The sequence below is a fragment of the Bacillus cereus group sp. RP29 genome (genome assembly GCF_040459765.1).
Classification (GTDB): domain Bacteria; phylum Bacillota; class Bacilli; order Bacillales; family Bacillaceae_G; genus Bacillus_A; species Bacillus_A paranthracis.
This window is the reverse complement of the sequence record NZ_JARVHN010000001.1, coordinates 5,299,354-5,325,000: the sequence shown is the minus strand read 5'-3', so window position 1 is coordinate 5,325,000 and position 25,647 is coordinate 5,299,354. Positions and strand designations below refer to the sequence as shown.

The following is a 25,647-nucleotide window of genomic DNA, read 5'->3' as shown; positions in this document are numbered from 1 at the left end:
GAAGGATAGAAGAAGCGTGCGATTGGTTGTGTACGTCCAAGCAGTTAGGCTGATAAGTAGGCAAATCCGCTTATCGTAAAGGCTGAGCTGTGATGGGGAAGCTCCTTATGGAGCGAAGTCTTTGATTCCCCGCTGCCAAGAAAAGCTTCTAGCGAGATAAAAGGTGCCTGTACCGCAAACCGACACAGGTAGGCGAGGAGAGAATCCTAAGGTGTGCGAGAGAACTCTGGTTAAGGAACTCGGCAAAATGACCCCGTAACTTCGGGAGAAGGGGTGCTTTCTTAACGGAAAGCCGCAGTGAATAGGCCCAAGCGACTGTTTAGCAAAAACACAGCTCTCTGCGAAGCCGTAAGGCGAAGTATAGGGGGTGACACCTGCCCGGTGCTGGAAGGTTAAGGAGAGGGGTTAGCGTAAGCGAAGCTCTGAACTGAAGCCCCAGTAAACGGCGGCCGTAACTATAACGGTCCTAAGGTAGCGAAATTCCTTGTCGGGTAAGTTCCGACCCGCACGAAAGGTGTAACGATTTGGGCACTGTCTCAACCAGAGACTCGGTGAAATTATAGTACCTGTGAAGATGCAGGTTACCCGCGACAGGACGGAAAGACCCCGTGGAGCTTTACTGTAGCCTGATATTGAATTTTGGTACAGTTTGTACAGGATAGGCGGGAGCCTTTGAAACCGGAGCGCTAGCTTCGGTGGAGGCGCTGGTGGGATACCGCCCTGACTGTATTGAAATTCTAACCTACGGGTCTTATCGACCCGGGAGACAGTGTCAGGTGGGCAGTTTGACTGGGGCGGTCGCCTCCTAAAGTGTAACGGAGGCGCCCAAAGGTTCCCTCAGAATGGTTGGAAATCATTCGTAGAGTGCAAAGGCATAAGGGAGCTTGACTGCGAGACCTACAAGTCGAGCAGGGACGAAAGTCGGGCTTAGTGATCCGGTGGTTCCGCATGGAAGGGCCATCGCTCAACGGATAAAAGCTACCCCGGGGATAACAGGCTTATCTCCCCCAAGAGTCCACATCGACGGGGAGGTTTGGCACCTCGATGTCGGCTCATCGCATCCTGGGGCTGTAGTCGGTCCCAAGGGTTGGGCTGTTCGCCCATTAAAGCGGTACGCGAGCTGGGTTCAGAACGTCGTGAGACAGTTCGGTCCCTATCCGTCGTGGGCGTAGGAAATTTGAGAGGAGCTGTCCTTAGTACGAGAGGACCGGGATGGACGCACCGCTGGTGTACCAGTTGTTCTGCCAAGGGCATAGCTGGGTAGCTATGTGCGGAAGGGATAAGTGCTGAAAGCATCTAAGCATGAAGCCCCCCTCAAGATGAGATTTCCCATAGCGTAAGCTAGTAAGATCCCTGAAAGATGATCAGGTTGATAGGTTCGAGGTGGAAGCATGGTGACATGTGGAGCTGACGAATACTAATAGATCGAGGACTTAACCATATAATATGTAGCAAATGTTATCTAGTTTTGAAGGAATATGCCTTCATAGTTTGGTGATGATGGCAGAGAGGTCACACCCGTTCCCATACCGAACACGGAAGTTAAGCTCTCTAGCGCCGATGGTAGTTGGGACCTTGTCCCTGTGAGAGTAGGACGTCGCCAAGCAACTAAAAACACAAGTCTTTTGACTTGTGTTTTTTTGTGTTTTCAAACAGTATGCAAAAAGAAGTAATGGTAATACAAACACGTTGCCCAAGGATGAATCATATTATATAAGAAATCGATGTATATTTTTCTGTAAATTGTTAAGGAATAGAAGTATAAAATATGTCCATTTAAATTAAATAGGGAGGGAAAGATATGAAATCACAAAACGAAGTTTGTATTGTTTGTGAGACAGAAAGAAAAGAAGGGATATATGTTTATAATAATTTAATATGTTATGAATGTGAAAAGGACATGGTGAATACGGAAACAAATGATCCGAAGTATATATATTATTTAAAACAGCTTCGGAAATTAGAAGTATCATATTTTTAAATAGGCATATGCCTATTATTTTTTTTGTTCTGTATAATAGAGAAAGAATGAAATAATAAGGAAGAGATATAGATGAATCAAAATCGCATACCTTTATATGAAGCATTAATAGAGTTTAAAGAAAGAAGGCCGTTATCCTTTCATGTCCCAGGTCATAAAAATGGTTTAAACTTCCCTCAGGAGGCGGTAGGAGAGTTTAAAGATATACTATCTATCGATGTAACTGAGTTGTCAGGATTAGATGATTTACATAGTCCGTTTGAATGTATAGATGAGGCACAACAATTATTAGCTGATGTATATGGAGTGAACAAAAGTTATTTTTTAATTAATGGCTCAACAGTCGGGAATCTAGCAATGATTTTGTCTTGTTGTGGGGAACATGATATTGTTCTTGTACAAAGAAATTGTCATAAATCCATTATTAATGGTTTAAAGTTAGCGGGAGCAAATCCTATTTTTTTAGATCCATGGATTGATGAGGCTTATAACGTACCAGTGGGAATTCATGATGAAATTATTAAGGAAGCAATTGAAAAGTATCCGAATGCGAAAGCACTCATTTTAACGCATCCTAATTATTATGGTATGGGTATGGATTTAGAGGCAAGCATCGCTTATGCACATGCACATAAAATTCCTGTGTTAGTAGATGAAGCGCATGGAGCTCATTTTTGTTTAGGCGGGGCATTTCCAAAGTCAGCGTTAGCATATGGTGCAGACATTGTAGTTCATTCTGCGCATAAAACATTACCCGCAATGACGATGGGATCCTATTTACATATAAATAGCCGCTTAGTGAAAGAAGAAAAAGTTTCTACTTATTTAAGTATGCTACAATCTAGTAGTCCATCGTATCCAATTATGGCTTCTCTTGATATTGCACGCTTTACGATAGCGCGTATAAAAGAAAAGGGACATGATGAAATTGTCGAGTTTTTACAGGAATTTAAAGAAGAATTGTCTTCTATCCCACAATTAGCTATTTTACAATATCCATTACAAGACGAGCTAAAAGTTACCATACAGACGCGTTGTCAGTTATCAGGATACGAATTACAGTCTGTATTAGAAAAGGTTGGTATATATACCGAAATGGCAGATCCATATAATGCCTTATTTATTTTGCCTTTGCAAGTAGATAAGAAGTATATGAAGGCTATAGAGATGATCCGGGCGGCATTGCAACCTTATGAGGTGAAAGACAAGACGGAATCTATTCGTTATACTTATAAAGGAGAAATTTCTCCCCTGCCGTATACATATAAACAACTGGAAGGATATGAAACAAAAGTAGTATCTGTAGAAGAAGCAGTTGGGATGATAGCGGCGGAAATGGTAATTCCATATCCACCTGGTATTCCATTGATTATGTATGGAGAAAGAATTACTTCAGAACATAAAGAGCAAATTATGCATTTAGAGAGAGCAGGCGCTCGTTTTCAAGGTAGCACGAAATATATGAAAGTGTATGATATAGAAAGTAGGTTTTAGGATGAAGGGATTATTTGTAACAATTGAGGGGCCAGAAGGTTCGGGTAAAACAACGTTAATTCAAGGTTTATTGCCATACTTTGAACAAAAGGAACAAAAGGTAATGGCGACGAGAGAACCAGGTGGTATTGCAATTTCTGAGGAGATTAGAACGATTTTACATAAGCAAGAATATACGATGATGGAAGCACGTACAGAGGCACTTCTATATGCCGCTGCACGTAGACAACATTTAGTGGAAAAAGTTATGCCGGCACTTGATGAGGATTACCTTGTATTATGTGATCGTTTTATAGATAGCTCTTTAGCGTATCAAGGCTATGCAAGAGGGTTAGGTATGGATAAAGTATTTGAAATCAATCGTTTCGCAACGGAAGACTGCATGCCTAGTTTAACAATTTACCTAGACATTGAACCCGAGGTTGGTTTAGCTCGAATTGCAAAAGATGCAGGACGTGAAGTGAATCGGTTAGATATGGAAGATATCACTTTCCATAAACGTGTGCGTGAAGGGTATTTACAAGTTGTAGAACGTTTCTCGGATCGTATTGTATTAGTAAATGCTGATCAACCAATGGAAAAACTTATAGAAGAAGTTATTCAAGTTATAGAAGATAAATTGTTATAATAGAAGGAAAGAATGAAATAAGTGAGGTATGCATTATGACGAAGACGTGGGAGCAGCTTTCTGCTATACAACCCATCGGTGTAAAAATGTTGATGAATAGCATCGCAAAAGAGCGTATATCCCACGCTTACTTATTAGAGGGAGGGAAAGGGACAGGAAAATTTGCGACAGCAATTCAAATGGCAAAGAGTTTCCTCTGTTCTCAGCGGAATGGGGTAGAACCTTGTCATGTATGTACAAATTGTAAGCGAATTGATTCAGGTAACCACCCAAACTTACATATTGTAAAGCCAGACGGATTGTCTATTAAGAAGCAGCAAATTCATGATTTACAAGAAGAGTTTTCAAAAACAGGATTAGAAGCAAATAAAAAAGTATATGTTATTGAGCACGCAGACCGTATGACAGCAAATGCGGCGAATACACTGTTGAAATTTTTAGAAGAACCAAGTAGTGATACAACAGCTATTTTACTTACTGAACAAAGTCATCAAATTTTAAATACGATTTTATCTCGTTGTCAAGTTGTTACATTTAGACCGTTACCTACGGAATCTTTAATTAGAAGATTACAGGATGAAGGTGTTACGACATCTTTATCGACACTTGCTGCACAACTCACAAATAGTTTTGATGAAGCTTTAGCTTTATGTAGTGATGAATGGTTTGCACAAGCACGAGCTTTAGTGATAAAATTATGTGAAGCGCTCGAAAAAGATAAAGCCTCTATTTTTTTTGTACAAGAAAAATGGGGAAAACACTTTGGAGAGAAGGAACAATTACAGCAAGGTTTAGATATGTTACTCCTTATTTATAAGGATTTATTATATGTTCAACTTGGAGAAGAAGATCGTCTTGTTTTTCATGAGCAGAAAGAGATGTTTGAATCTTTCTCCTACGCTCAGAAGCGCATTGTATCAGCTCTCTTTAATATATTAGAGGCAAAAAATAGAATCAACGCTAATGTAAATGCGCAGCTTGTGTTCGAACAGTTAGTGTTGCGGTTGCAGGAGGGATGACCGTTTTGTATGATGTAGTAGGTGTTCGCTTTAAGAAGGCCGGAAAGGTGTATTACTTTGATCCGAATCAGTTCGATATCTCTGAAAATGAGTTTGTAATTGTAGAAACGGTAAGAGGTATTGAATACGGAAAAGTAGTTATTACCAAAAAGCAAGTTGATGAAAACGACGTTGTATTACCACTAAAAAAGGTTATTCGCATTGCAAATGAAAACGATCGTACCATTGTTGAAGAGAACAAACATGCTGCAAAAGAAGCATATCAAGTTTGTCAGCAAAAGGTAGTAGAACATAATCTTGATATGAAACTTGTAGATGTAGAGTATACGTTCGATCGCAATAAAATTATTTTCTACTTTACTGCGGATGGTCGGATTGATTTTCGCGAACTAGTGAAGGACTTAGCAGCAATTTTTAGGACAAGAATTGAACTAAGACAAATCGGTGTTCGTGATGAAGCGAAAATGCTTGGTGGTATTGGTCCATGTGGTCGTATGCTTTGTTGTTCTACTTTTTTAGGGGATTTTGAACCTGTATCCATTAAGATGGCAAAGGATCAAAATTTATCATTAAATCCTGCAAAAATCTCTGGTTTATGTGGTCGCTTAATGTGTTGCTTAAAATATGAGAACGATGAATATGAGGCAGCAAAGGAACAACTTCCTGATTTAGATCAACGTATACAAACCCCGCATGGTACTGGCCGTGTTATCGGATTAAATATTTTAGAAAGATTAATTCAAGTGGAACTAGTAGACAAGGAACGGATAGTAGAATATACGTTAGATGAGTTAGTGAATAAAGGGGTCGTTTCGAGTCAAACCACAGATTAATGAGGTGGGTGCTTGTGGAGAAAAAAGATATTTTTGCATCGGTTTCTAGTATGGAAGAGCAAATTGGACATTTATACAAACAGTTGGGAGAATTAAAACAACATCTTGCAGAGTTACTGGAAGAAAACCAACATATAAAAATGGAAAATGAAAATTTGCGACACCGCTTTGAAGAAGTACAGATTAAAGAAAAACAAAAAACTCAAAAACGTAAAGAAGTGAAGCCGAAGACAGATATTGGTGAAGGCTACGATAATTTAGCAAGACTATATCAAGAAGGTTTTCATATTTGTAATCTGCATTATGGAAGTGTACGTAAAGAGGGAGATTGTTTATTCTGCCTGTCATTTTTAAATAAAAAGTGAAATTACCTTTCCAATAATAATTGGAAAGGTAATTTTTTATACATGAGAGTAGAATCGAATATGTTTTTTATTAGTAGAAGATGAAATAGGGTAGGTTAAGTGTAAGAAAAGGAGCAACATATGAATTTATATGAAGATGAACGTTTAGATTACTTATTAGCACAAGATTTGAAGATTATACAAAGCCCATCAGTATTTAATTTCTCGTTAGATGCTGTTTTACTTGCAGACTTTGCTTGGGTGCCAATTCAAAAAGGTAATTTACTTGATTTGTGTACAGGTAATGCAGTTGTGCCCCTGCTATTAAGTACAAGGACGAAAGGGAATATTACTGGTGTAGAAATTCAAGAACGCTTATATGATATGGGAATAAGAAGTGTCCAATACAATAAGTTGGAAGAAAGAATTCACTTAATACACGGGGATTTGAAAGATATGCCGGAGAAACTTGGGCGTCATCAATATGATGTTGTCACATGTAATCCGCCTTATTTCCAAACACCTGCAACTTCTGAAAAAAATATGAATGAACATTTAGCGATAGCTCGTCATGAAATTATGTGTACACTAGAGGATGTTGTATCTGCAAGTAGTCAGCTAGTAAAGCAAGGCGGGAAAGTAGCATTTGTACATCGTCCAGGTCGTTTATTAGATATTGTTACATTAATGCGTAAATACAAAATTGAACCGAAGCGTGTACGATTTGTTTATCCTAAGGCAGGGAAAGAAGCGAATACATTGTTAATTGAAGGAATTAAGGACGGAAACGCAGATTTGAAAATATTGCCACCCCTTTTTGTATATGAAGAAAATAATGAATATACAAAGGAGATTCGCTCGATTTTATATGGAGAAGAATAAGCATTGTTTTTATGTAGTGGAGTGCTCTGATGGAAGTTACTATGCTGGATATACAAATCATATAGAGAAACGGATTGGGACCCATAATAGCGGAAGAGGAGCTAAGTATACGCGTGCTAGACTTCCTGTTGCTTTAAAATATGTAGAATTTCATGAAGATAAGCGTACAGCTATGCAAGCAGAGTATTATTTTAAGCAATTAAATAGAAAACAAAAAGAAGAATATATGCAAAAAGGAGAACGCTATGTGGCAACAAAAAAGCTTTCAACAAAGTGAAAAGGGAGTTTTATATTTAGTACCAACTCCTATTGGAAATTTAGAAGATATGACATTTCGTGCAATCCGAATTTTAAAAGAAGCGGATTTAATTGCTGCTGAAGATACGAGACAAACGAAAAAACTTTGTAATTATTTTGAAATTGAAACGCCTGTTATGAGTTACCACGAGCATAATAAAGAAGTAAGTGGAAAGAAAATATTAGAGAAGTTAGATGAAGGAAAGACTATAGCACTTGTTAGTGACGCTGGTATGCCGTGTATTTCCGATCCAGGCTATGATATTGTTGTCGAGGCAGTAGCTGAGCAATATCATGTAATCCCGCTTCCTGGGGCAAATGCAGCCCTTACAGCATTAATTGCATCAGGACTTGAAACAAAACAGTTTTATTTCTATGGGTTTTTACAAAGAAATAAAAAAGAAAGAAAAATGGAGTTAGAGAAGCTTCGTTACATACAAACTACAATGATGTTTTATGAAGCGCCTCACCGCCTGGATGATACTTTAATCTCGATGCAAGAAGTATTGGGAAATAGAGAAATCGTATTATGCCGAGAGTTAACGAAAAAATTCGAGGAATTTATTCGAGGAACAGTTGAAGAAGCAATTGAGTGGACGAAACAAAATGAAGTCCGTGGTGAGTTTTGTATTTTAGTAGCTGGTTCAACGGAAGAACCTGCTCCAGAAGAACAATGGTGGGAATCTATTTCAGTATATAATCATATTGAACATTATATAAACGAAAAAGGTATGAATTCAAAAGAGGCGATAAAAACAGTCGCTAAAGATCGAGATTTGTCGAAACGCGATGTATATCAAATCTATCATGTCGATAAAAAATAAGCTTCTCATAATTGAGAAGCTTATTTTGCTGTTTCGATATAATTTTGAAGCTCGTTTAAGATTTGCTCAGCGCCTTCTTTGCTTAAGATAATTTTACCTTCAGCTAAAGATAGGTTACCATCAGATACTTCACCAGTTACTTGGCAAGTCATGTTTGGCTTATATTTTTTTAAGATGATTTTCTCGTCATCAACATAGATTTCAAGAGCATCCTTTTCTGCAATACCTAAAGTACGGCGTAATTCGATCGGAATTACTACACGACCTAATTCATCAACTTTACGAACGATACCAGTAGATTTCATAATTCTTTTCCTCCTAAAGAAATAGTTTATAAGTTTCGAGTCTATTTTTAGATTCGTCATTTTTCGACAAAATACCCTATAGACATATGATACCAATCATTTACATTTCCGTCAATTCTTTAATTCTATATTTTTTAAAAAGATTTATAGATTTCTTACTTCTTATATATAATAGAATTTGAGTAATTTCTACTATTATTTCACTTTATTTTCGGAAAAATCAAGAAATTATAGGTAATGACTGTATATTTTCTTGAAATATGAGTAATAGATGATAAATATAAAAATATGAACTTGTTTTTATCCTGCATTAACGAGTAGTAAGATTCTAAATTTTAAATTCGGCTGGGCCAAAAAGAAGTTAAGTGGAAGTCGGATTGCTCGTAAAAGTCCGATTGGTGTGGGTTGATAATCTGTGGGAATGAACAAGACCCTCACAGATTAAAGTTTCACTTTATATATAAGTTTTTGATATACTATTTATAAATACATATGAGGTTATCCGGGAGGTCCAAAACAATGACAAAGGAAAACAAATCCTTTTATATTACTACCCCAATTTATTATCCAAGTGGAAAATTACACATTGGACATGCTTATACAACAGTAGCAGGAGATGCGATGGCACGATATAAGCGTATGCAAGGATATAATGTTCATTATTTAACAGGAACTGATGAGCATGGACAGAAGATCCAAAAGAAAGCAGAAGAATTAAATGTTACACCACAAGCATATGTGGATAACATCGTTGCAGGAATTAAAGAACTTTGGGAGAAGATGGATATCTCCTATGATGACTTTATCCGTACAACGGAAGATCGTCATAAAGATGTTGTCGAAAAAATCTTCAAGCAACTAGTAGATCAAGGTGATATTTATCTTGATGAATATGAAGGTTGGTATTCTGTACAAGATGAGACATTCTATACAGAGCATCAATTAGTAGATCCAATTATGGAAGGTGACAAAGTAGTTGGGGGAAAAAGTCCAGACAGTGGTCATGATGTAGAACTTGTTCGTGAAGAATCATATTTCTTTAGAATGGGTAAATATGTTGACAGACTATTAAAGTTCTATGAAGAGAATCCACATTTCATTCAGCCAGAGTCTCGTAAGAATGAAATGATTAATAACTTTATTAAACCAGGATTGGAAGATTTAGCAGTTTCCCGTACTTCATTTGACTGGGGAGTTCGTGTTCCAGGTAATCCGAAACACGTTATTTACGTATGGGTTGACGCATTATCTAACTACATTACAGCATTAGGTTATGGAACAGAAAATGAAGAGATGTATAAGAAGTTCTGGCCAGCAGATGTGCATTTAGTTGGAAAAGAAATCGTTCGTTTCCATACGATTTATTGGCCAATCATTTTAATGGCATTAGATTTACCTCTTCCGAAAAAAGTCTTTGCTCACGGTTGGATTTTAATGAAGGATGGAAAGATGAGTAAGTCAAAAGGAAATGTAGTAGATCCAGTTACATTAATTGATCGTTACGGATTAGATGCATTACGTTATTACTTACTTCGTGAAGTTCCATTTGGATCTGATGGCGTATTCACACCAGAAGGATTTGTGGAGCGTATTAATTTCGATTTAGCAAATGACTTAGGTAACTTATTAAATCGTACAGTAGCTATGATTGATAAGTACTTTAACGGAGAAATCCCTGCATTTAAAGAAAATGTAACGGAATTTGATGAAACGTTAGTAACATTTGCGAAAGATACATTGAAAAAAGTTGAAGAAGCAATGGAGAATATGGAATTCTCTGTAGCTCTAAGCTCAATTTGGCAATTGGTTAGCCGTACGAATAAATACATTGACGAAACACAACCGTGGGTATTAGCGAAAGATGAGAATGATCGCGAAAAGTTAGCCTCTGTAATGGCTCACTTAGCAGAAGTACTTCGTCAAACAGGTATTATGCTTATGCCATTCTTAACAGTAGCACCAAGCAAGATGTTTGCTCAGCTTGGCCTGACTGATGAAGCACATACATCTTGGGGAAGCCTATCTACAATCGGCTGTATTCCAGCTGGAACAAAAGTAGAAAAAGGACAACCAATTTTCCCTCGTTTAGAAATGGACGTGGAAGTGGCGTACATTAAAGAACAAATGAAAGCCTCTGCTCCTAAAGTAGAAGAGAAAAAAGAAGAAGAACCGAAGGCAGAAGAAATTACAATTGATGATTTCTTTAAAGTAGAATTGCGTGTAGCTGAAGTTCTATCTGCGGAACCTGTGAAAAAAGCAGACAAGTTGTTAAAAATTCAACTAGACTTAGGTACAGAAAAGCGTCAAGTTGTTTCTGGAATTGCAAAATTCTATTCGCCAGAAGACCTAAAAGGTAAAAAGGTTATTTGTGTAACAAATTTAAAACCTGTAAAATTACGCGGTGAATTATCGCAAGGTATGATTTTAGCGGGTGAAGAGAATGGCGTATTGTCATTAGCATCTATTGACCAAAATCTACCGAATGGTACAAAAATTAAGTAATTAAGACAAGAAAAGAGATGTTTCACGTGTAACATGTGTGAAGCGTCTTTTTTCTTTTTACACTCTCAATTTTTGCATTAAGATTGTAGTATTGTTATCGTTAAGTTATAAAAGAGCTTATTTGCGTAGAATAAATTTGATTTCAATATAAAAGGAGTTATGTATTATGTTGTTTGATACACATTCACATTTGAATGCAGAGCAATTTGAAGAAGACTTACAAGAAGTTATTGCCCGAATGAAAGAAGCGGGGGTTACTTATACAGTTGTTGTTGGTTTTGATGAAGTAACGATAAAAAAGGCGATTGAATTAGCTGAAGCCTATGATTTTATTTATGCCGCGGTTGGATGGCATCCAGTTGATGCAATCGACATGACAGAAGAGCATTTAGCTTGGTTAGAAGAACTTGCTTCTCATCCTAAAGTCGTTGCACTTGGAGAAATGGGCTTAGATTATCACTGGGATAAGTCTCCAAAAGAAATACAGAAAGAAGTATTCCGTAAACAAATTGCATTAGCGAAAAAAGTAAAATTACCGATTATTATACATAACCGCGATGCAACTCAAGATATTGTTGATATTCTAGAAGAAGAGAATGCAGCTGAAGTAGGGGGTATTATGCATTGCTTTAGCGGTAGCGTAGAGGTAGCAGAGCGATGTGTTGATATGAACTTTTTAATTTCGTTAGGTGGACCAGTTACATTTAAAAACGCTAAGAAACCGAAAGAAGTTGCTACGGAGATTCCATTAGAGAAATTATTAATAGAGACGGATTGTCCGTATTTAACACCGCATCCATTTCGCGGGAAACGAAATGAACCAAGTTATGTAAAACTCGTAGCAGAAGAAATTGCGAACTTAAAAGGAATTTCTTATGAAGAGGTAGCGGAAGTAACAACTAAGAATGCAAAAGCTTTATTTGGTGTCGAATAAAAAGAATGGGGGAGCCCATTCTTTTTATTTTTTGAGAAACAGAATAGTAGAAGTGGTAGAGAAAACGAGGGTGAATGAGTAAGTGTTACAATAAGGAGAGAGAACAAAGTTTTGGACATTCTATTTTTTAAAATGTAACAATGGGGAAAATAATAATGGAAAAGTCGTCATTTTTTTGTTTTACTAAGTAGAGACGAAACGAGTGTGGAGGCAAGCATGAAAATTAAAGAGATTATCGTTGTAGAAGGTAAAGATGATACAGTCGCGATTAAGCGTGCTGTTGATGCGGATACAATTGAAACGAACGGTTCAGCAATCGGTGATCATGTTATTGAACAAGTTAAATTAGCGCTGCAAAAACGAGGCGTTATTATTTTCACAGATCCGGATTATCCTGGAGAGCGTATTCGAAAAATTATTTCTGATAAGGTGCCTGGATGTAAACATGCTTTTTTACCGAAGGAAGAAGCACTTGCTAAGAGGAAAAAAGGTGTCGGGATTGAACATGCTTCTGATGAATCAATTCGCCGTGCTTTAGAGAATATACATGAAGAAATGGAAGCTTACACAAGTGAAATCAGTTGGAGCGATTTAGTCGATGCAGGTTTAGTGGGCGGAGAAATGGCAAAGAGTCGCAGAGAAAGAATGGGTAAGCTATTAAAGATTGGTTATACAAACGCAAAACAGTTACATAAACGTTTACAAATGTTTCAAGTTTCAAAAGAATCATTTGCAGAAGCTTATAAGCAAGTCATACAGGAGGAAAGAAAATGAAGGATATCGCAACGCCAAATCGTACGAAAGATATTGTTGAAAAGTATGGATTTTCATTCAAAAAAAGTTTAGGACAAAATTTTTTAATTGATACGAATGTATTAAATCGTATCGTTGATCACGCTGAAATTGGTTCAGAAAGTGGTGCAATTGAAATTGGACCAGGTATCGGTGCATTAACAGAACAATTAGCGAAGCGTGCTAAAAAAGTAGTGGCTTTTGAAATTGATCAAAGGTTATTACCGATTTTAGATGAGACGTTAGCTCCATATGGCAACGTTACTGTTATCAATAAAGATGTACTAAAGGCAGATGTACATGAGGTGTTTAGTGAGCAATTTGAAGAAGGGCAAGATGTAATGGTAGTAGCTAACTTACCATACTATATTACGACGCCAATTTTATTTAAATTGCTGGAAGAGAAATTACCGGTTCGTGGATTCGTTGTTATGATGCAAAAAGAAGTTGGGGATCGTTTAGCGGCTAAGCCTGGAACGAAAGAGTATGGCTCTTTATCCATTGCTATTCAGTATTATACAGAGGTAGAAACAGTTATGACTGTACCGCGTACAGTGTTTGTGCCACAACCGAATGTTGATTCTGCAATTATTCGCCTCCTAAAGCGTCCTAAACCAGTGGTAGAAGTAACAGATGAGACATTCTTCTTTGAAGTAGTACGAGCAAGTTTTGCACAGCGTCGTAAAACTTTAATGAATAATTTATCAAATAATTTAAATGGTTTCCCGAAAGATAAAGAGCTGTTGGATCGGATTTTAACAGAAGTAGGAATTGATCCAAAACGAAGAGGCGAAACACTATCTATCGAAGAGTTTGCGACATTAAGTAATGCATTAGTTCTGCATAAGTTATCATAAGGGTACAAAAGGGACAGTTCAATTTGAACTGTCCCTTTTGTCACCTTTCTCCTCCTAAATTCATACTTTAAAAACAGGTAAGATGGCCTAACGAGTTTGGAGGTAGGAGAATGGCTTTACATGTTGGAGAATTAGTGGAACGATATTCTCATAATAGGGATATCCTTTTTCGTATTATAGAAATAAAAGGCGAGATAGCTATATTGTTTGGAGAGGAAATTAGATTAGTGGCAGATGCGCCACTTGAAGATTTAATTAGTATAGATCAACGAGAACATAAAAAGAGAGCGAAGCGTGAGAAAGAAACAATGGAGCGGACGTATCGTTTGTTTCAACAAGATTACGTATTAATGAAACAAAGGCATGAACACACTTCAACTGGTGGATATACAAGTGAAGTGAATTATTTTCAAATGCCAGGGCGTGTCTTGCATATAGATGGAGACCCGTTATATTTGCGCAAGTGCCTAGATTTATATAATAAAATTGGTGTTCCTGTACAAGGTATTCATTGTAAAGAAACAGAGATGCATGAAAAGGTAGTAGATTTAATAGATCATTTTCGTCCGGACATTTTAGTTATTACAGGGCACGATGCGTATACAAAATCAAAAGGCGTAAAGGGAGATTTAGCAGCCTATAGGCATTCAAGGCATTTTGTACAGGCTGTTCGAGAAGTGAGAAAAAAATATCCATCATTGGATCAACTCGTTATTTTTGCTGGGGCATGTCAATCACACTTTGAAGCATTAATTCGAGCAGGCGCTAATTTTGCTAGTTCCCCATCTAGAATTAATATTCACGCACTAGATCCTGTATATGTGGTTGGTAAAATTAGTTTTACGTCATTTATGGAAAGGGTTAATGTATGGGATGTTGTACGTAATACGATTACTGGTGAAAAGGGGCTTGGCGGGATTGAGACGAGGGGGATTTTACGAACTGGATTACCTTTTCAACATTATGAAGAATAAGCAAGGTACATATGTATCTTGCTTTTTTATTTGGAGAGGATTTAAATCAGTTTGGATAAAAAGAGACAAGAACGCACAGACTACATAATGATACTTTTACAATATAGTATTTCTTCTATCTATTCGAACGCATGATGCTTTTATAATGATATTGTCTGTGAGTTGCGGTTAATAATTGGGATAGATATATCGTGTTTTAAGTGTTCAATCTAAATTACAGCGAGGTGTAACGAAGTATATGTCAAAACGTTTAGATGAAATTAAAAGCGAATTAGATCACCATCTTGGACAGAGACTGATGTTAAAGGCGAACAGTGGGAGAAGAAAAACTGTAGAACAATCGGGTGTACTTGCAGAAACGTACCGTTCTGTTTTTGTTGTACAACTGGATCAACAAGAAGATGCGTTACAACGTGTATCGTATAGTTATGCGGATGTTTTAACAGAGACAGTAGAGTTAACATTTTATGGTGAACCTCATAATGAAGTGATTTTATAATTCATGTATCGTTACATATATTCCCACAAATGAAAAGCTATATTATTTTGCATACTAATGATACCGTAGCAAAATAAGGAGGGACTCTGCATTGAGTAGACGAAGAGGTGTCATGTCGAATCAATTTAAAGAAGAGCTTGCAAAAGAGTTGGGCTTTTATGATGTTGTTCAGAAAGAAGGATGGGGCGGAATTCGTGCGAAAGATGCTGGTAACATGGTGAAACGTGCTATAGAAATTGCAGAACAGCAATTAATGAAACAAAACCAGTAGTTGTAAGATACTTTCTATGCTACGGTAGCCGAGGAGTGATTCCTCGGCTTTTTGTACTATAAAAGGTGCCATCATTTTACATAAGTAGTTTCATTCTGAATGCTTTTCGTTATAATTAGGGAAGTGTCATCGTCTTACTATAAATTTATGGTAAAATAAACGATAAAAGATTGAGTACATAGAGTGGGTGAATAGATTGAAGCTACTAGTGAAAGCACCAGCAAAGATTAATCTGTCGTTAGATGTACTGGGAAAAAGACAAGACGGATATCATGAAGTGAAAATGATTATGACAACAATTGATTTAGCGGATCGTTTAGAACTAATGGAATTAGCAGAAGACCGTATTGAAATTTTATCCCATAATCGGTATGTCCCAGACGACCAAAGAAATCTGGCTTATCAAGCAGCGAAATTATTAAAAGAGAAGTTTAATGTGAAAAAAGGTGTATCTATTACTATTGAAAAAACGATTCCAGTAGCAGCTGGATTAGCGGGTGGAAGTAGTGATGCAGCAGCGACATTACGTGGCCTTAATAAATTATGGAATTTAGGGCTTACAATTGATCAGTTAGCAGAGCTTGGCGCAGAAATTGGGTCAGACGTATCGTTTTGCGTATATGGTGGGACAGCAATTGCCACTGGAAGAGGGGAGCAGATTGAGCACATAAAAACTCCACCTTCTTGTTGGGTTATTTTAGCAAAACCCCATATTGGTGTATCTACTGCTGATGTGTATGGAAATTTAAAGTTAAATCGAGTTACACATCCAAATGTAGATAAAATGGTGGATGTCATAAATGCTGGAGACTACAAAGGGATTTGTGATACTGTCGGTAACGTTTTAGAAGATGTAACGTTTGCGATGCATCCTGAAGTTGCACGTATTAAGGCACAGATGAAGCGATTTGGAGCAGATGCCGTATTAATGAGTGGTAGTGGTCCAACTGTATTCGGTCTTGTGCACCATGATTCGCGAATGCATCGTATATATAACGGATTAAAAGGATTTTGTGAACAAGTATACGCAGTACGTTTATTAGGAGAGCGAGAAACGCTTGAATAAAGACGTATAATACGTTATGATTTGTTTAGAATATTCGTGATTTGAGGTGAGAGTATGAAAATTAGACGAAGTACAAGATTGGTCGATATGACTTATTACTTGTTACAAAACCCTCGTCAGCTAGTTTCTCTCACTTTTTTTGCTGAAAGGTATCAATCAGCTAAGTCTTCTATTAGTGAAGATTTAGTTATTATTAAGCAAACGTTTGAACAACAAGGGGTCGGCACATTGCAAACGATACCAGGAGCAGCAGGAGGAGTGAAATATATACCATATATAAGTGAAGAAGAGGCAGATCTAATTATTGGTGAGCTGTGTAGCTTATTTGAAAATCCAGATCGTATTTTGCCTGGTGGTTACTTATATATGACAGATCTTTTAAGTAATCCTCGTCATATTAATGGCGCAGGTCGTTTGTTTGCTTCTGTTTTTGCTAGGCAACCAATTGATGCAGTTATGACGGTGGCAACGAAGGGGATCCCACTTGCATATGCAGTGGCGAACTACTTAGATGTACCGGTAGTGATTGCAAGAAAAGATAATAAGGTAACAGAAGGCCCCACTGTTAGTATTAACTATGTATCAGGTTCTTCTAAGCGAATTCAAACAATGACGTTAGCGAAGCGTAGCCTTCCAGAAGGATCCAATGTTTTAATTATTGATGACTTCATGAAAGCTGGCGGAACCATTCAAGGTATGATGAGTATGTTAGAAGAGTTTAAAGCTAATGTTGTTGGTATTGGTGTATTAGTAGAGTCTACGGATATTGAAGAAAGACTAATTAATAATTTTGTATCATTAATTCGTCTATCGGAAGTTGATGTGAAAGAAAAAGCGATTCAAGTGGAAAAGGGAAATTATTCACTGGCACCATTTGATGAAGGGCTTGTAGAGGCTGAGTAAAAAGGTAAAGCAAATAGCTTTATCTTTTTTTATTCTATTTATAAGTTATAAAATAGATGGACAAACTGCTTTTCGTGCACTATTTTTAAAGAGTAAAAATAAATAATAAAAGGGTGAAAAGTATGAAAGTTGTTCAAACAAACAATGCACCACAAGCGATTGGACCATATTCACAAGGGATTATTGTAAATAATATGTTTTACAGTTCAGGACAAATTCCGTTGACTGCAAGTGGAGAGCTTGTAGCAGGAGACGTAACAGTACAAACAGAGCAAGTATTTCAAAATTTACAAGCAGTATTAGAAGAAGCAGGTGCTTCATTTGATACGGTAGTAAAAACAACAGTATTCTTAAAAGACATGGATGATTTTAATGCTGTTAATGAAGTATATGGATCTTATTTCTCTGCTCATAAGCCAGCTCGTTCTTGCGTACAAGTAGCAAAATTACCGAAAGATGTTTCAGTTGAAATTGAAGTAATTGCCCTAGTTAAGTAATTCTTTGTAAGCGATAACCTCCACTAATCTCTATATTCAATTACACTAAAAATTTTTATCTTAAAAATTTTTAAAAAATTAAAGGGAAAATAGAAATTTTGTGGAATTTATACAAATATATCGCTTATTTAGAAAAGGGTGGTGAACACAAGATGGAAGTGACTGACGTAAGATTACGCCGCGTAAACACAGAAGGCCGCATGAGAGCAATTGCCTCTATTACTCTAGACCATGAATTTGTTGTTCATGATATTCGTGTAATTGATGGTAATAATGGATTATTTGTAGCAATGCCAAGTAAACGTACTCCAGATGGAGAATTCCGTGACATTGCACATCCAATTAATTCTGGTACACGCTCTAAAATTCAAGATGCGGTTTTAACAGAGTATCATCGTTTAGGCGAGTTAGAAGAGGTTGAGTTTGAAGAAGCGGGCGCTTCGTAAAATTCGAATGAAAAGGGCTTTTTAAAGGAAGCCCTATAATTTTGCAACAAACTCCTGTAAGCATTTACAGGGGTTTGTTTTTTTGTGTTTATACATATATCTCGTTTAGAAAATTCTGAATTAAATAAAATAAAGAGGGGAACTTCTAATTTTTTCAAAATCATTTTAAATAGTATAGCTTATTTCTTAAAAAAGATACTAAAGAGTAAAACATCTTATAAGAATTATGGTAAAATTTAATAGTTAAAATGTGTTTCTTGAAATATATGATGATTTAGGATAATATCGTTAATGGATAAATAGGTTGCGATGGAGGGTCTATATGTCAAACAGATTTGCAGTGATTCTAGCGGCAGGTAAAGGCACACGTATGAAGTCTAAGCTATACAAGGTGCTTCATCCTGTATGTGGAAAACCTATGGTACAACATGTTGTCGATCAAGTATCTCAATTAGGATTGCAGAAACTTGTAACAGTCGTAGGACATGGTGCTGAAATGGTACAAGAACAGCTAGGAAACGTAAGTGAGTTTGCATTACAAGCAGAACAACTTGGTACAGCGCATGCCGTAGATCAAGCTGCAAGTGTACTTGCAAACGAAGAAGGAACAACTTTAGTTATTTGTGGTGATACACCGCTAATAACTGCTGAAACGATGGAAGCATTACTTCAGCAACATAAAGAAGCAGGGGCAATGGCAACGGTATTAACAGCTTACATAGAAGAACCTGCTGGATATGGTCGTATCGTTCGTAATGAGAATGGTCATGTTGAAAAGATTGTTGAGCATAAGGATGCAAATGAGAAAGAATTAGCTATTAAAGAAATCAATACAGGCACGTATTGTTTTGATAATAAAGCTTTATTCGCTTCACTTTCTAAAGTTTCAAATGATAACGTACAAGGTGAATATTACCTGCCAGATGTTATTGAAATTTTAAAAAATGAAGGTCATATTGTATCAGCTTATCAAACAGAGCACTTCGATGAAACGTTAGGTGTTAACGACAGAGTCGCTCTATCGCAAGCGGAAATTATTATGAAAAACCGTATCAACCGAAAGAACATGGTAAATGGTGTTACTATTATTGATCCAAGTAACACGTATATTTCTGCTGATGCAATTATCGGTAGTGATACAGTTCTTCATCCAGGAACAATTATTGAGGGGAACACTGTAATTGGTTCTGATTGTGAGATTGGACCGCATACAGTAATTCGCGATAGTGAAATTGGAGATTGTACGACAATTCGTCAATCTACTGTACATGATAGTAAGCTTGGTACAGAAGTATCGGTTGGCCCATTTGCACATATTCGCCCAGATTCAGTTATTGGAGATGAAGTACGCGTTGGAAACTTCGTGGAAATCAAAAAAACTGTTTTTGGTAATAGAAGTAAAGCTTCACACTTAAGTTATATCGGGGATGCACAAGTTGGAGAAGACGTGAATCTTGGTTGTGGTTCAATTACGGTGAACTATGACGGTAAGAATAAATTTAAAACTGTGATTGGTAACGGGGTATTTATTGGATGTAATTCAAACCTTGTTGCTCCTGTAACAGTTGAAGATGGTGCTTATGTGGCAGCAGGCTCTACAATTACAGAGAATGTTCCATCAAAAGCATTATCTGTAGCACGTGCACGTCAAGTTAACAAAGAAGACTATGTTGATCAATTGCTGAATAAGAAAAAATCATAATGTGGAGGGTTAATCTAGATGTCGACTCAATATCTAAATTCTAATTTGAAAGTATTCTCTTTAAACTCTAATAAGGAACTTGCTGAGCAAATTGCAAAGCACATTGGAGTAGGACTAGGAAAATGTTCTGTTGATCGTTTTAGTGATGGAGAAGTTCAAATTAACATTGAAGAAAGTATCCGTGGTTGCGATGTATTCATTATTCAATCTACAAGCTTCCCAGTAAACGAACATATCATGGAATTACTTATTATGATCGATGCATTAAAGCGTGCATCTGCAAAAACAATTAATATTGTTATTCCTTACTATGGTTATGCGCGTCAAGACCGTAAAGCGCGTTCTCGTGAACCAATTACATCGAAACTTGTAGCAAACTTGCTTGAAACAGCAGGTGCAACTCGTGTAATCACTCTAGATTTACATGCTCCACAAATTCAAGGGTTCTTTGATATCCCAATCGACCACCTAATGGGTGTACCGATTCTTTCAGATTACTTTGAAACAAAAGGTCTTAAAGATATCGTAATCGTGTCACCTGACCACGGTGGAGTAACTCGTGCTAGAAAAATGGCAGATCGCCTAAAAGCACCAATCGCTATTATTGATAAGCGTCGCCCTCGTCCGAACGTATCTGAGGTAATGAACATTATCGGTAATATTGAAGGTAAAACGGCAATTTTAATTGATGACATCATTGATACAGCTGGTACAATTACATTAGCAGCAAACGCTCTTGTTGAGAACGGTGCTTCTGAAGTATATGCTTGCTGTACACACCCAGTATTATCTGGTCCAGCAATTGAGCGTATCCAAAACTCAAATATTAAAGAGTTAGTTGTAACGAACTCTATCGTATTACCAGAAGAGAAGAAAATCGACAAAGTACATGAACTTTCAGTTGCTCCACTAATCGGAGAAGCAATCATTCGTGTATACGAAGAAGAATCTGTAAGTGTATTATTCAATTAATTGGATAGAATGAGACGTAACCAAGATTGGTTACGTCTTTTCGTATCGAAAAAAGAAAGTAGTGGTACAAGAATGAAATTGATAGTAGGACTTGGGAACCCGGGTAGAGAATATGAATTAACAAGGCATAATATTGGATTTATGGCGATTGATGAACTTGCAAAGCGTTGGAATATTTCTTTGAACGAACAAAAGTTTAAAGGAGTATTTGGTGCAGGATTTGTTAATGGAGAAAAAGTAATCTTATTAAAGCCACTTACATATATGAATTTATCTGGGGAAAGTATTCGTCCGCTAATGGATTACTATAAAATTGATGTAGAGGACTTCGTTGTTCTGTACGATGATTTAGACATTCCTGTAGGTAAATTACGTCTTCGTATGAAAGGCAGTGCTGGTGGACATAATGGTGTGAAATCAACAATTTCACATTTAGGAACACAAGAGTTTCAACGTATCCGCATGGGAATCGATCGTCCGAAAAATGGAATGAAGGTAGTAGATTACGTATTAGGACGTTTTACATCGGAAGAAATTCCTGATGTAAATCATTCTATTGAAAAAGCAGCAGATGCATGTGAAGAGTGGTTAAATAAACCTTTTCTTCAAATTATGAATACTTTCAATAGTTAAGGGTACAATTGGGAATATTTTATTTTGTTTTTACCCATACTAGCAGTAATTGGATTTTTAGGAGGCTAGTATGGAAGGGTATTATTATTGCAGACATTGCGGGAGTAATGTAGGCTCCGTTACCGCAGAAAAAGTATATAGCGACGTTTTATTTCAACTAACAGAGCAAGAAGTAGTAGAGATGATTCATTTTCATGAGAATGGAAATATATATATAAAAACGATTTGTGAATTGTGTCAAGAAACGCTCGCATCTTATCCTGAGTATTATGAATATGAAAAATTTCTGCAATAAAATGTTGTCGCTTTGGCATGTCCAAAGCATTTTTCTGTTTTCTTTTTCCAAAATATTTGCATAAAATATAGTGGCTTGCTCTTTATGTTGAGAGGGGTTTTGAAAATGATAGGTTTATTAGAGCAATTTTATAAAAATGAAGAGATCCAATCGGTCATTAATGGATTAGAAGATGGTTTAAAAGAGCAACTTGTATCAGGTATGGCAACCTCTTCTCGTTCGTTATTAATGGCGGCCTTATATAAAAAAACAAAAAAATCACAACTTATTGTGACGCATAATTTATATCAAGCACAAAAAGTACATGAAGATTTAGTGGCGTTACTTGGTGAAAAAGATGTATGGCTATATCCAGTAAATGAATTGATAGCATCAGAACTTGGTGTTGCAAGCCCAGAATTGAAGGCGCAACGTATTGAAGTGTTAAATCGCTTAGCTGCAGGAGAGCATGGGATTATTGTAGCACCAGTTGCAGGACTACGCAGATTTTTACCAATGAAAGAGTTGTGGAAGCAAAGGCAAATCGAAATCAGTCTAGGGCAAGAGATTGATTTAGATACATTTTTGCATACTTTACATCATATTGGCTATGAGCGTAAGTCTATGGTAGAAGCTCCTGGAGAATTTAGTTTGCGTGGGGGAATATTAGATATATATCCACTAACTGAAGAGTTACCATTTCGTATTGAATTTTTCGATACAGAAGTCGATTCTATTCGATTATTTGATGTGGATGAACAGCGCTCTCAAGATAAAAAAGAAAGTGTTAGATTTGGTCCAGCAACAGAGTTTTTATTTTCGCAGGAAGAATTGAAATCAGGAATTAAGCATCTTGAAGAAGGTCTGACTAAGACGATGCAAAAACTTTCTGATGATAAGTTGAAGACTACAGTGCTTGAGACGGTAAGTCATGAAATTGAGATGTTAAAAAACGGGCAAAGTATAGAACAGATGTTTAAATATTTATCTATTTTCTATAACGAACCTGCTAGTCTGATAGATTATTTACCAGAAGATGGTGTTGTGATTTTAGATGAGATTTCACGTATTCAAGAAACAGCATCACATCTTGAAACGGAAGAGGCGGAATGGTATATATCCCTTCTTGGTGAGGGAACAATTATTCAAGATTTAACTTTCTCTCATTCGTTTGAAGAATTTCTTCATCATAAAAAAAGAAGCTTTGTATATTTAACGTTATTCTTACGTCATATAGCACATACACATCCACAAAACATTGTGAATGTGACATGTAAAACAATGCAAGATTTCCATGGGCAGATGCAGTTGTTGAAAACTGAAATTGATAGATGGAACGAAGGGCATTTTACGACTGTTGTGCTAGGTACAGATGATGAACGTGTGAAAAAACTACAACATATTTTAAGTGATTATGATATTGAGGCAGATATTGTAGAGGGCACAGATATATTGTTGCCTGGAAGGTTACAAATTGCTGTAGGTGATTTGCATGCAGGATTTGAAATGCCGATGCAAAAGCTTGTTGTCATTACTGAAAAAGAGCTTTTTCATAAGAAAGTTAAAAAATCACAACGTAAGCAAAAGTTATCGAATGCTGAACGTATTAAAAGTTATTCGGAATTAAAAGTTGGGGATTATGTAGTTCATGTAAATCATGGTATAGGTAAATTCTTAGGTATTGAGACATTAGAGATTAACGGTGTTCATAAAGATTATCTAAACATTAAATATCAAGGTAATGATAAGTTATACGTTCCAATTGAACAAATTGACCAAGTGCAAAAATATGTAGGATCTGAGGGTAAGGATCCGAAAGTTTATAAATTGGGTGGAAATGATTGGAAGAAGGTCAAAACGAAAGTTGAAAAATCTGTACAAGACATTGCGGATGACCTAATTAAACTATATGCTGAGCGCGAAGCTTCAAAGGGTTATGCATATACACCGGATACGGCAGAACAACAAGAATTCGAGTCCTCTTTCCCGTATCAAGAGACAGAGGATCAATTACGTTCTATTGAAGAGATTAAAAAGGATATGGAACGTGGACGTCCGATGGATAGGCTTCTTTGTGGTGATGTAGGATATGGAAAGACGGAAGTAGCTATTCGTGCGGCGTTTAAAGCAATTATGGATGAAAAACAAGTTGCAATTTTAGTGCCGACAACGATCCTTGCACAACAACACTATGAAACAATTCGAGAGCGTTTTCAAGATTATCCAATCAATATAGGATTATTAAGTAGATTCCGTACGAGAAAGCAGCAAAATGAAACAATTAAAGGTTTAAAAGATGGCACAGTAGATATTGTAATCGGAACGCACCGTATTTTATCTAAAGATGTTACTTATAAAGATTTAGGTCTTCTTATTATTGATGAAGAACAAAGATTTGGTGTAACGCATAAAGAAAAAATTAAACAATTAAAAGCAAATGTTGACGTATTAACATTAACGGCAACTCCGATTCCGCGTACGCTCCATATGTCTATGCTTGGTGTGCGTGATTTATCTGTTATTGAGACGCCGCCGGAAAATCGTTTCCCGGTTCAAACATATGTAGTAGAGTATAATCCAGCATTAATGCGAGAAGCGATAGAACGGGAGCTTGCAAGAGGTGGTCAAGTTTACTTCCTATATAATCGTGTAGAGGATATCGAACGAAAAGCAGATGAAATTTCGATGTTAGTTCCAGATGCGCGTGTAACTTATGCACATGGGAAAATGAACGAGAGTGAATTAGAGTCTGTTATGCTATCGTTTTTAGAAGGACAGCATGATGTTCTTGTAAGTACAACGATTATTGAGACGGGTGTAGATATTCCAAATGTAAATACATTAATTGTATTTGATGCAGATCGTATGGGATTATCGCAGTTGTATCAGCTTCGTGGGCGTGTTGGACGTTCTAATCGTGTTGCATATGCTTACTTTGCATACAAACGGGATAAAGTGTTATCGGAAGTTGCGGAGAAGCGCCTGCAAGCCATTAAGGAGTTCACAGAGCTTGGATCTGGTTTCAAAATTGCGATGCGAGATTTATCAATTCGTGGTGCTGGTAACTTGTTAGGAGCCGAACAACATGGATTTATTGATTCTGTCGGATTTGATTTATATTCTCAAATGTTAAAAGATGCAATTGAACAGCGTAGAGGAACAGACGGAGTTGAAAATACAGTTAATGTTGAAATTGATTTAGAAGTAGATGCATATTTACCGGATGCTTATATTTCTGATAGTAAACAAAAAATTATGATGTATAAACAGTTTAGAGGTGTTTCTGCAATTGAGGATATTGAAGAGTTGCAGGAAGAGATGATAGATAGATTTGGTGATTACCCGCAAGAAGTTGGTTACTTATTGCAAATCGCAAATATTAAAGTATTAGCAATGAAAGAACAAATTGAATTAATTAAGCAAAATAAATTTGAAGTAACAATTCTGTTCTCAGAACAAGCGAGTCAAAACATTGATGGCGGAAAATTATTCATGCTTGGAAATAGTTTTGGACGAATGATCGGTCTAGGAATGGAAGGATCACAATTGAAAATCGTCATGAAAACAAATGGCTTAGAGACATCGAAGTGGTTAACAATTGCTGAAAATTTATTAAAAGGCTTGCCAGATGTAAAAAAAGAAGTCATAAATGCCTAATATTAGATAAAAAAATGCAATTCGACGTGCATAGAAGAACTAATGTGTAAAATACTATGTC

The 25,647-nt window shown here is 36.7% G+C and carries 26 protein-coding genes and 2 rRNA genes (1 of these 28 only partly in view); 27 read left to right on the top strand and 1 reads right to left on the bottom strand.

What is annotated here, in order from left to right; all coding sequences use genetic code 11:
- The 11 genes from QCI47_RS28115 to rsmI all read left to right on the top strand — a co-directional run.
- Positions 1 to 1,441 (top strand): 23S ribosomal RNA (locus tag QCI47_RS28115); it begins 1,482 nt to the left of the window's first position.
- A gap of 49 nt (positions 1,442 to 1,490) precedes the next feature.
- A 5S ribosomal RNA gene (rrf, locus tag QCI47_RS28110) occupies positions 1,491 to 1,606 on the top strand.
- A 195-nt stretch (positions 1,607 to 1,801) separates the two neighbouring features.
- Entirely contained in the window at positions 1,802 to 1,981 is a 180-nt protein-coding gene (locus QCI47_RS28105) for a sigma factor G inhibitor Gin (RefSeq protein ID WP_000842028.1), read from the top strand.
- 72 nt (positions 1,982 to 2,053) lie between these two features.
- Positions 2,054 to 3,475 (top strand): aminotransferase class I/II-fold pyridoxal phosphate-dependent enzyme, encoded by a 1,422-nt coding sequence (locus QCI47_RS28100; protein ID WP_061131935.1) that lies wholly within the window; start codon positions 2,054 to 2,056, stop codon positions 3,473 to 3,475.
- 1 nt (position 3,476) lies between these two features.
- On the top strand, positions 3,477 to 4,103 hold the full coding sequence (gene tmk, locus QCI47_RS28095; protein WP_000677231.1) for a dTMP kinase: 627 nt from the start codon (positions 3,477 to 3,479) through the stop codon (positions 4,101 to 4,103).
- 35 nt (positions 4,104 to 4,138) lie between these two features.
- Positions 4,139 to 5,122, top strand: coding sequence for a DNA polymerase III subunit delta' (holB, locus tag QCI47_RS28090; protein WP_000169574.1), 984 nt, complete (start codon positions 4,139 to 4,141; stop codon positions 5,120 to 5,122).
- A 5-nt stretch (positions 5,123 to 5,127) separates the two neighbouring features.
- Positions 5,128 to 5,955 (top strand): PSP1 domain-containing protein, encoded by an 828-nt coding sequence (locus QCI47_RS28085; protein ID WP_000272429.1) that lies wholly within the window; start codon positions 5,128 to 5,130, stop codon positions 5,953 to 5,955.
- A gap of 14 nt (positions 5,956 to 5,969) precedes the next feature.
- Positions 5,970 to 6,320 (top strand): DNA replication initiation control protein YabA, encoded by a 351-nt coding sequence (gene yabA, locus QCI47_RS28080; protein ID WP_000412056.1) that lies wholly within the window; start codon positions 5,970 to 5,972, stop codon positions 6,318 to 6,320.
- 120 nt (positions 6,321 to 6,440) lie between these two features.
- A complete protein-coding gene (locus QCI47_RS28075) occupies positions 6,441 to 7,181 on the top strand; it encodes a tRNA1(Val) (adenine(37)-N6)-methyltransferase (RefSeq protein ID WP_001055351.1) in 741 nt (246 codons plus the stop codon).
- Positions 7,168 to 7,458 carry a GIY-YIG nuclease family protein gene (locus QCI47_RS28070; protein ID WP_074543969.1) on the top strand — a complete coding sequence of 97 codons (291 nt, stop codon included), beginning with the start codon at positions 7,168 to 7,170 and terminating at the stop codon, positions 7,456 to 7,458. Before QCI47_RS28075 ends, QCI47_RS28070 begins: the two co-directional genes overlap by 14 nt.
- Positions 7,427 to 8,302 (top strand): 16S rRNA (cytidine(1402)-2'-O)-methyltransferase, encoded by an 876-nt coding sequence (rsmI, locus tag QCI47_RS28065; protein WP_000267828.1) that lies wholly within the window; start codon positions 7,427 to 7,429, stop codon positions 8,300 to 8,302. The genes QCI47_RS28070 and rsmI overlap by 32 nt, the downstream gene beginning before the upstream one ends.
- Before the next feature lie 20 nt (positions 8,303 to 8,322).
- Here rsmI and QCI47_RS28060 read toward each other — a convergent pair whose 3' ends face one another.
- A complete protein-coding gene (locus tag QCI47_RS28060) occupies positions 8,323 to 8,607 on the bottom strand; it encodes a transition state genes transcriptional regulator AbrB (RefSeq protein WP_061131937.1) in 285 nt (94 codons plus the stop codon).
- 519 nt (positions 8,608 to 9,126) lie between these two features.
- Here QCI47_RS28060 and metG point away from each other — a divergent pair.
- The 16 genes from metG to mfd all read left to right on the top strand — a co-directional run bounded on the left by metG (position 9,127) and on the right by mfd (position 25,586).
- A complete protein-coding gene (gene metG / locus QCI47_RS28055; protein ID WP_061131938.1) occupies positions 9,127 to 11,109 on the top strand; it encodes a methionine--tRNA ligase in 1,983 nt (660 codons plus the stop codon).
- A gap of 166 nt (positions 11,110 to 11,275) precedes the next feature.
- Positions 11,276 to 12,043: a TatD family hydrolase gene (locus QCI47_RS28050; RefSeq protein ID WP_000895831.1), complete on the top strand. Its 768-nt coding sequence runs from the start codon at positions 11,276 to 11,278 to the stop codon at positions 12,041 to 12,043.
- A 216-nt stretch (positions 12,044 to 12,259) separates the two neighbouring features.
- On the top strand, positions 12,260 to 12,817 hold the full coding sequence (rnmV, locus tag QCI47_RS28045; RefSeq protein ID WP_000692826.1) for a ribonuclease M5: 558 nt from the start codon (positions 12,260 to 12,262) through the stop codon (positions 12,815 to 12,817).
- Positions 12,814 to 13,692: a 16S rRNA (adenine(1518)-N(6)/adenine(1519)-N(6))-dimethyltransferase RsmA gene (gene rsmA / locus QCI47_RS28040; RefSeq protein WP_000651552.1), complete on the top strand. Its 879-nt coding sequence runs from the start codon at positions 12,814 to 12,816 to the stop codon at positions 13,690 to 13,692. The genes rnmV and rsmA overlap by 4 nt, the downstream gene beginning before the upstream one ends.
- Positions 13,693 to 13,802: 110 nt before the next feature.
- A complete protein-coding gene (gene yabG / locus QCI47_RS28035) occupies positions 13,803 to 14,666 on the top strand; it encodes a sporulation peptidase YabG (RefSeq protein WP_001173738.1) in 864 nt (287 codons plus the stop codon).
- A 238-nt stretch (positions 14,667 to 14,904) separates the two neighbouring features.
- On the top strand, positions 14,905 to 15,165 hold the full coding sequence (gene veg, locus QCI47_RS28030) for a biofilm formation stimulator Veg (RefSeq protein WP_000044349.1): 261 nt from the start codon (positions 14,905 to 14,907) through the stop codon (positions 15,163 to 15,165).
- Between the two features lie 91 nt (positions 15,166 to 15,256).
- Entirely contained in the window at positions 15,257 to 15,436 is a 180-nt protein-coding gene (gene sspF / locus QCI47_RS28025) for an acid-soluble spore protein SspF (RefSeq protein WP_001985066.1), read from the top strand.
- A gap of 196 nt (positions 15,437 to 15,632) precedes the next feature.
- Complete coding sequence (gene ispE / locus QCI47_RS28020) at positions 15,633 to 16,502, top strand: 4-(cytidine 5'-diphospho)-2-C-methyl-D-erythritol kinase (protein WP_000772094.1); 870 nt, start codon at positions 15,633 to 15,635, stop codon at positions 16,500 to 16,502.
- A gap of 54 nt (positions 16,503 to 16,556) precedes the next feature.
- Positions 16,557 to 17,405 (top strand): pur operon repressor, encoded by an 849-nt coding sequence (gene purR, locus QCI47_RS28015; protein WP_000702473.1) that lies wholly within the window; start codon positions 16,557 to 16,559, stop codon positions 17,403 to 17,405.
- Positions 17,406 to 17,527: 122 nt separating this feature from the next.
- The gene (locus QCI47_RS28010) at positions 17,528 to 17,902 is read left to right on the top strand and encodes a RidA family protein (protein WP_000869808.1); all 375 of its coding nucleotides are present in this window, start codon (positions 17,528 to 17,530) and stop codon (positions 17,900 to 17,902) included.
- A 152-nt stretch (positions 17,903 to 18,054) separates the two neighbouring features.
- The gene (spoVG, locus tag QCI47_RS28005; RefSeq protein WP_000454041.1) at positions 18,055 to 18,348 is read left to right on the top strand and encodes a septation regulator SpoVG; all 294 of its coding nucleotides are present in this window, start codon (positions 18,055 to 18,057) and stop codon (positions 18,346 to 18,348) included.
- 322 nt (positions 18,349 to 18,670) lie between these two features.
- A complete protein-coding gene (gene glmU, locus QCI47_RS28000; protein WP_309422417.1) occupies positions 18,671 to 20,050 on the top strand; it encodes a bifunctional UDP-N-acetylglucosamine diphosphorylase/glucosamine-1-phosphate N-acetyltransferase GlmU in 1,380 nt (459 codons plus the stop codon).
- Between the two features lie 18 nt (positions 20,051 to 20,068).
- A complete protein-coding gene (locus tag QCI47_RS27995) occupies positions 20,069 to 21,022 on the top strand; it encodes a ribose-phosphate diphosphokinase (RefSeq protein ID WP_000107420.1) in 954 nt (317 codons plus the stop codon).
- A 72-nt stretch (positions 21,023 to 21,094) separates the two neighbouring features.
- The gene (gene pth / locus QCI47_RS27990; RefSeq protein ID WP_001979768.1) at positions 21,095 to 21,655 is read left to right on the top strand and encodes an aminoacyl-tRNA hydrolase; all 561 of its coding nucleotides are present in this window, start codon (positions 21,095 to 21,097) and stop codon (positions 21,653 to 21,655) included.
- A gap of 70 nt (positions 21,656 to 21,725) precedes the next feature.
- Entirely contained in the window at positions 21,726 to 21,950 is a 225-nt protein-coding gene (locus QCI47_RS27985; protein ID WP_000399440.1) for an anti-sigma-F factor Fin, read from the top strand.
- A gap of 105 nt (positions 21,951 to 22,055) precedes the next feature.
- Positions 22,056 to 25,586, top strand: coding sequence for a transcription-repair coupling factor (gene mfd / locus QCI47_RS27980; RefSeq protein WP_071743057.1), 3,531 nt, complete (start codon positions 22,056 to 22,058; stop codon positions 25,584 to 25,586).
- The last annotated feature ends 61 nt before the right edge of the window (positions 25,587 to 25,647 follow it).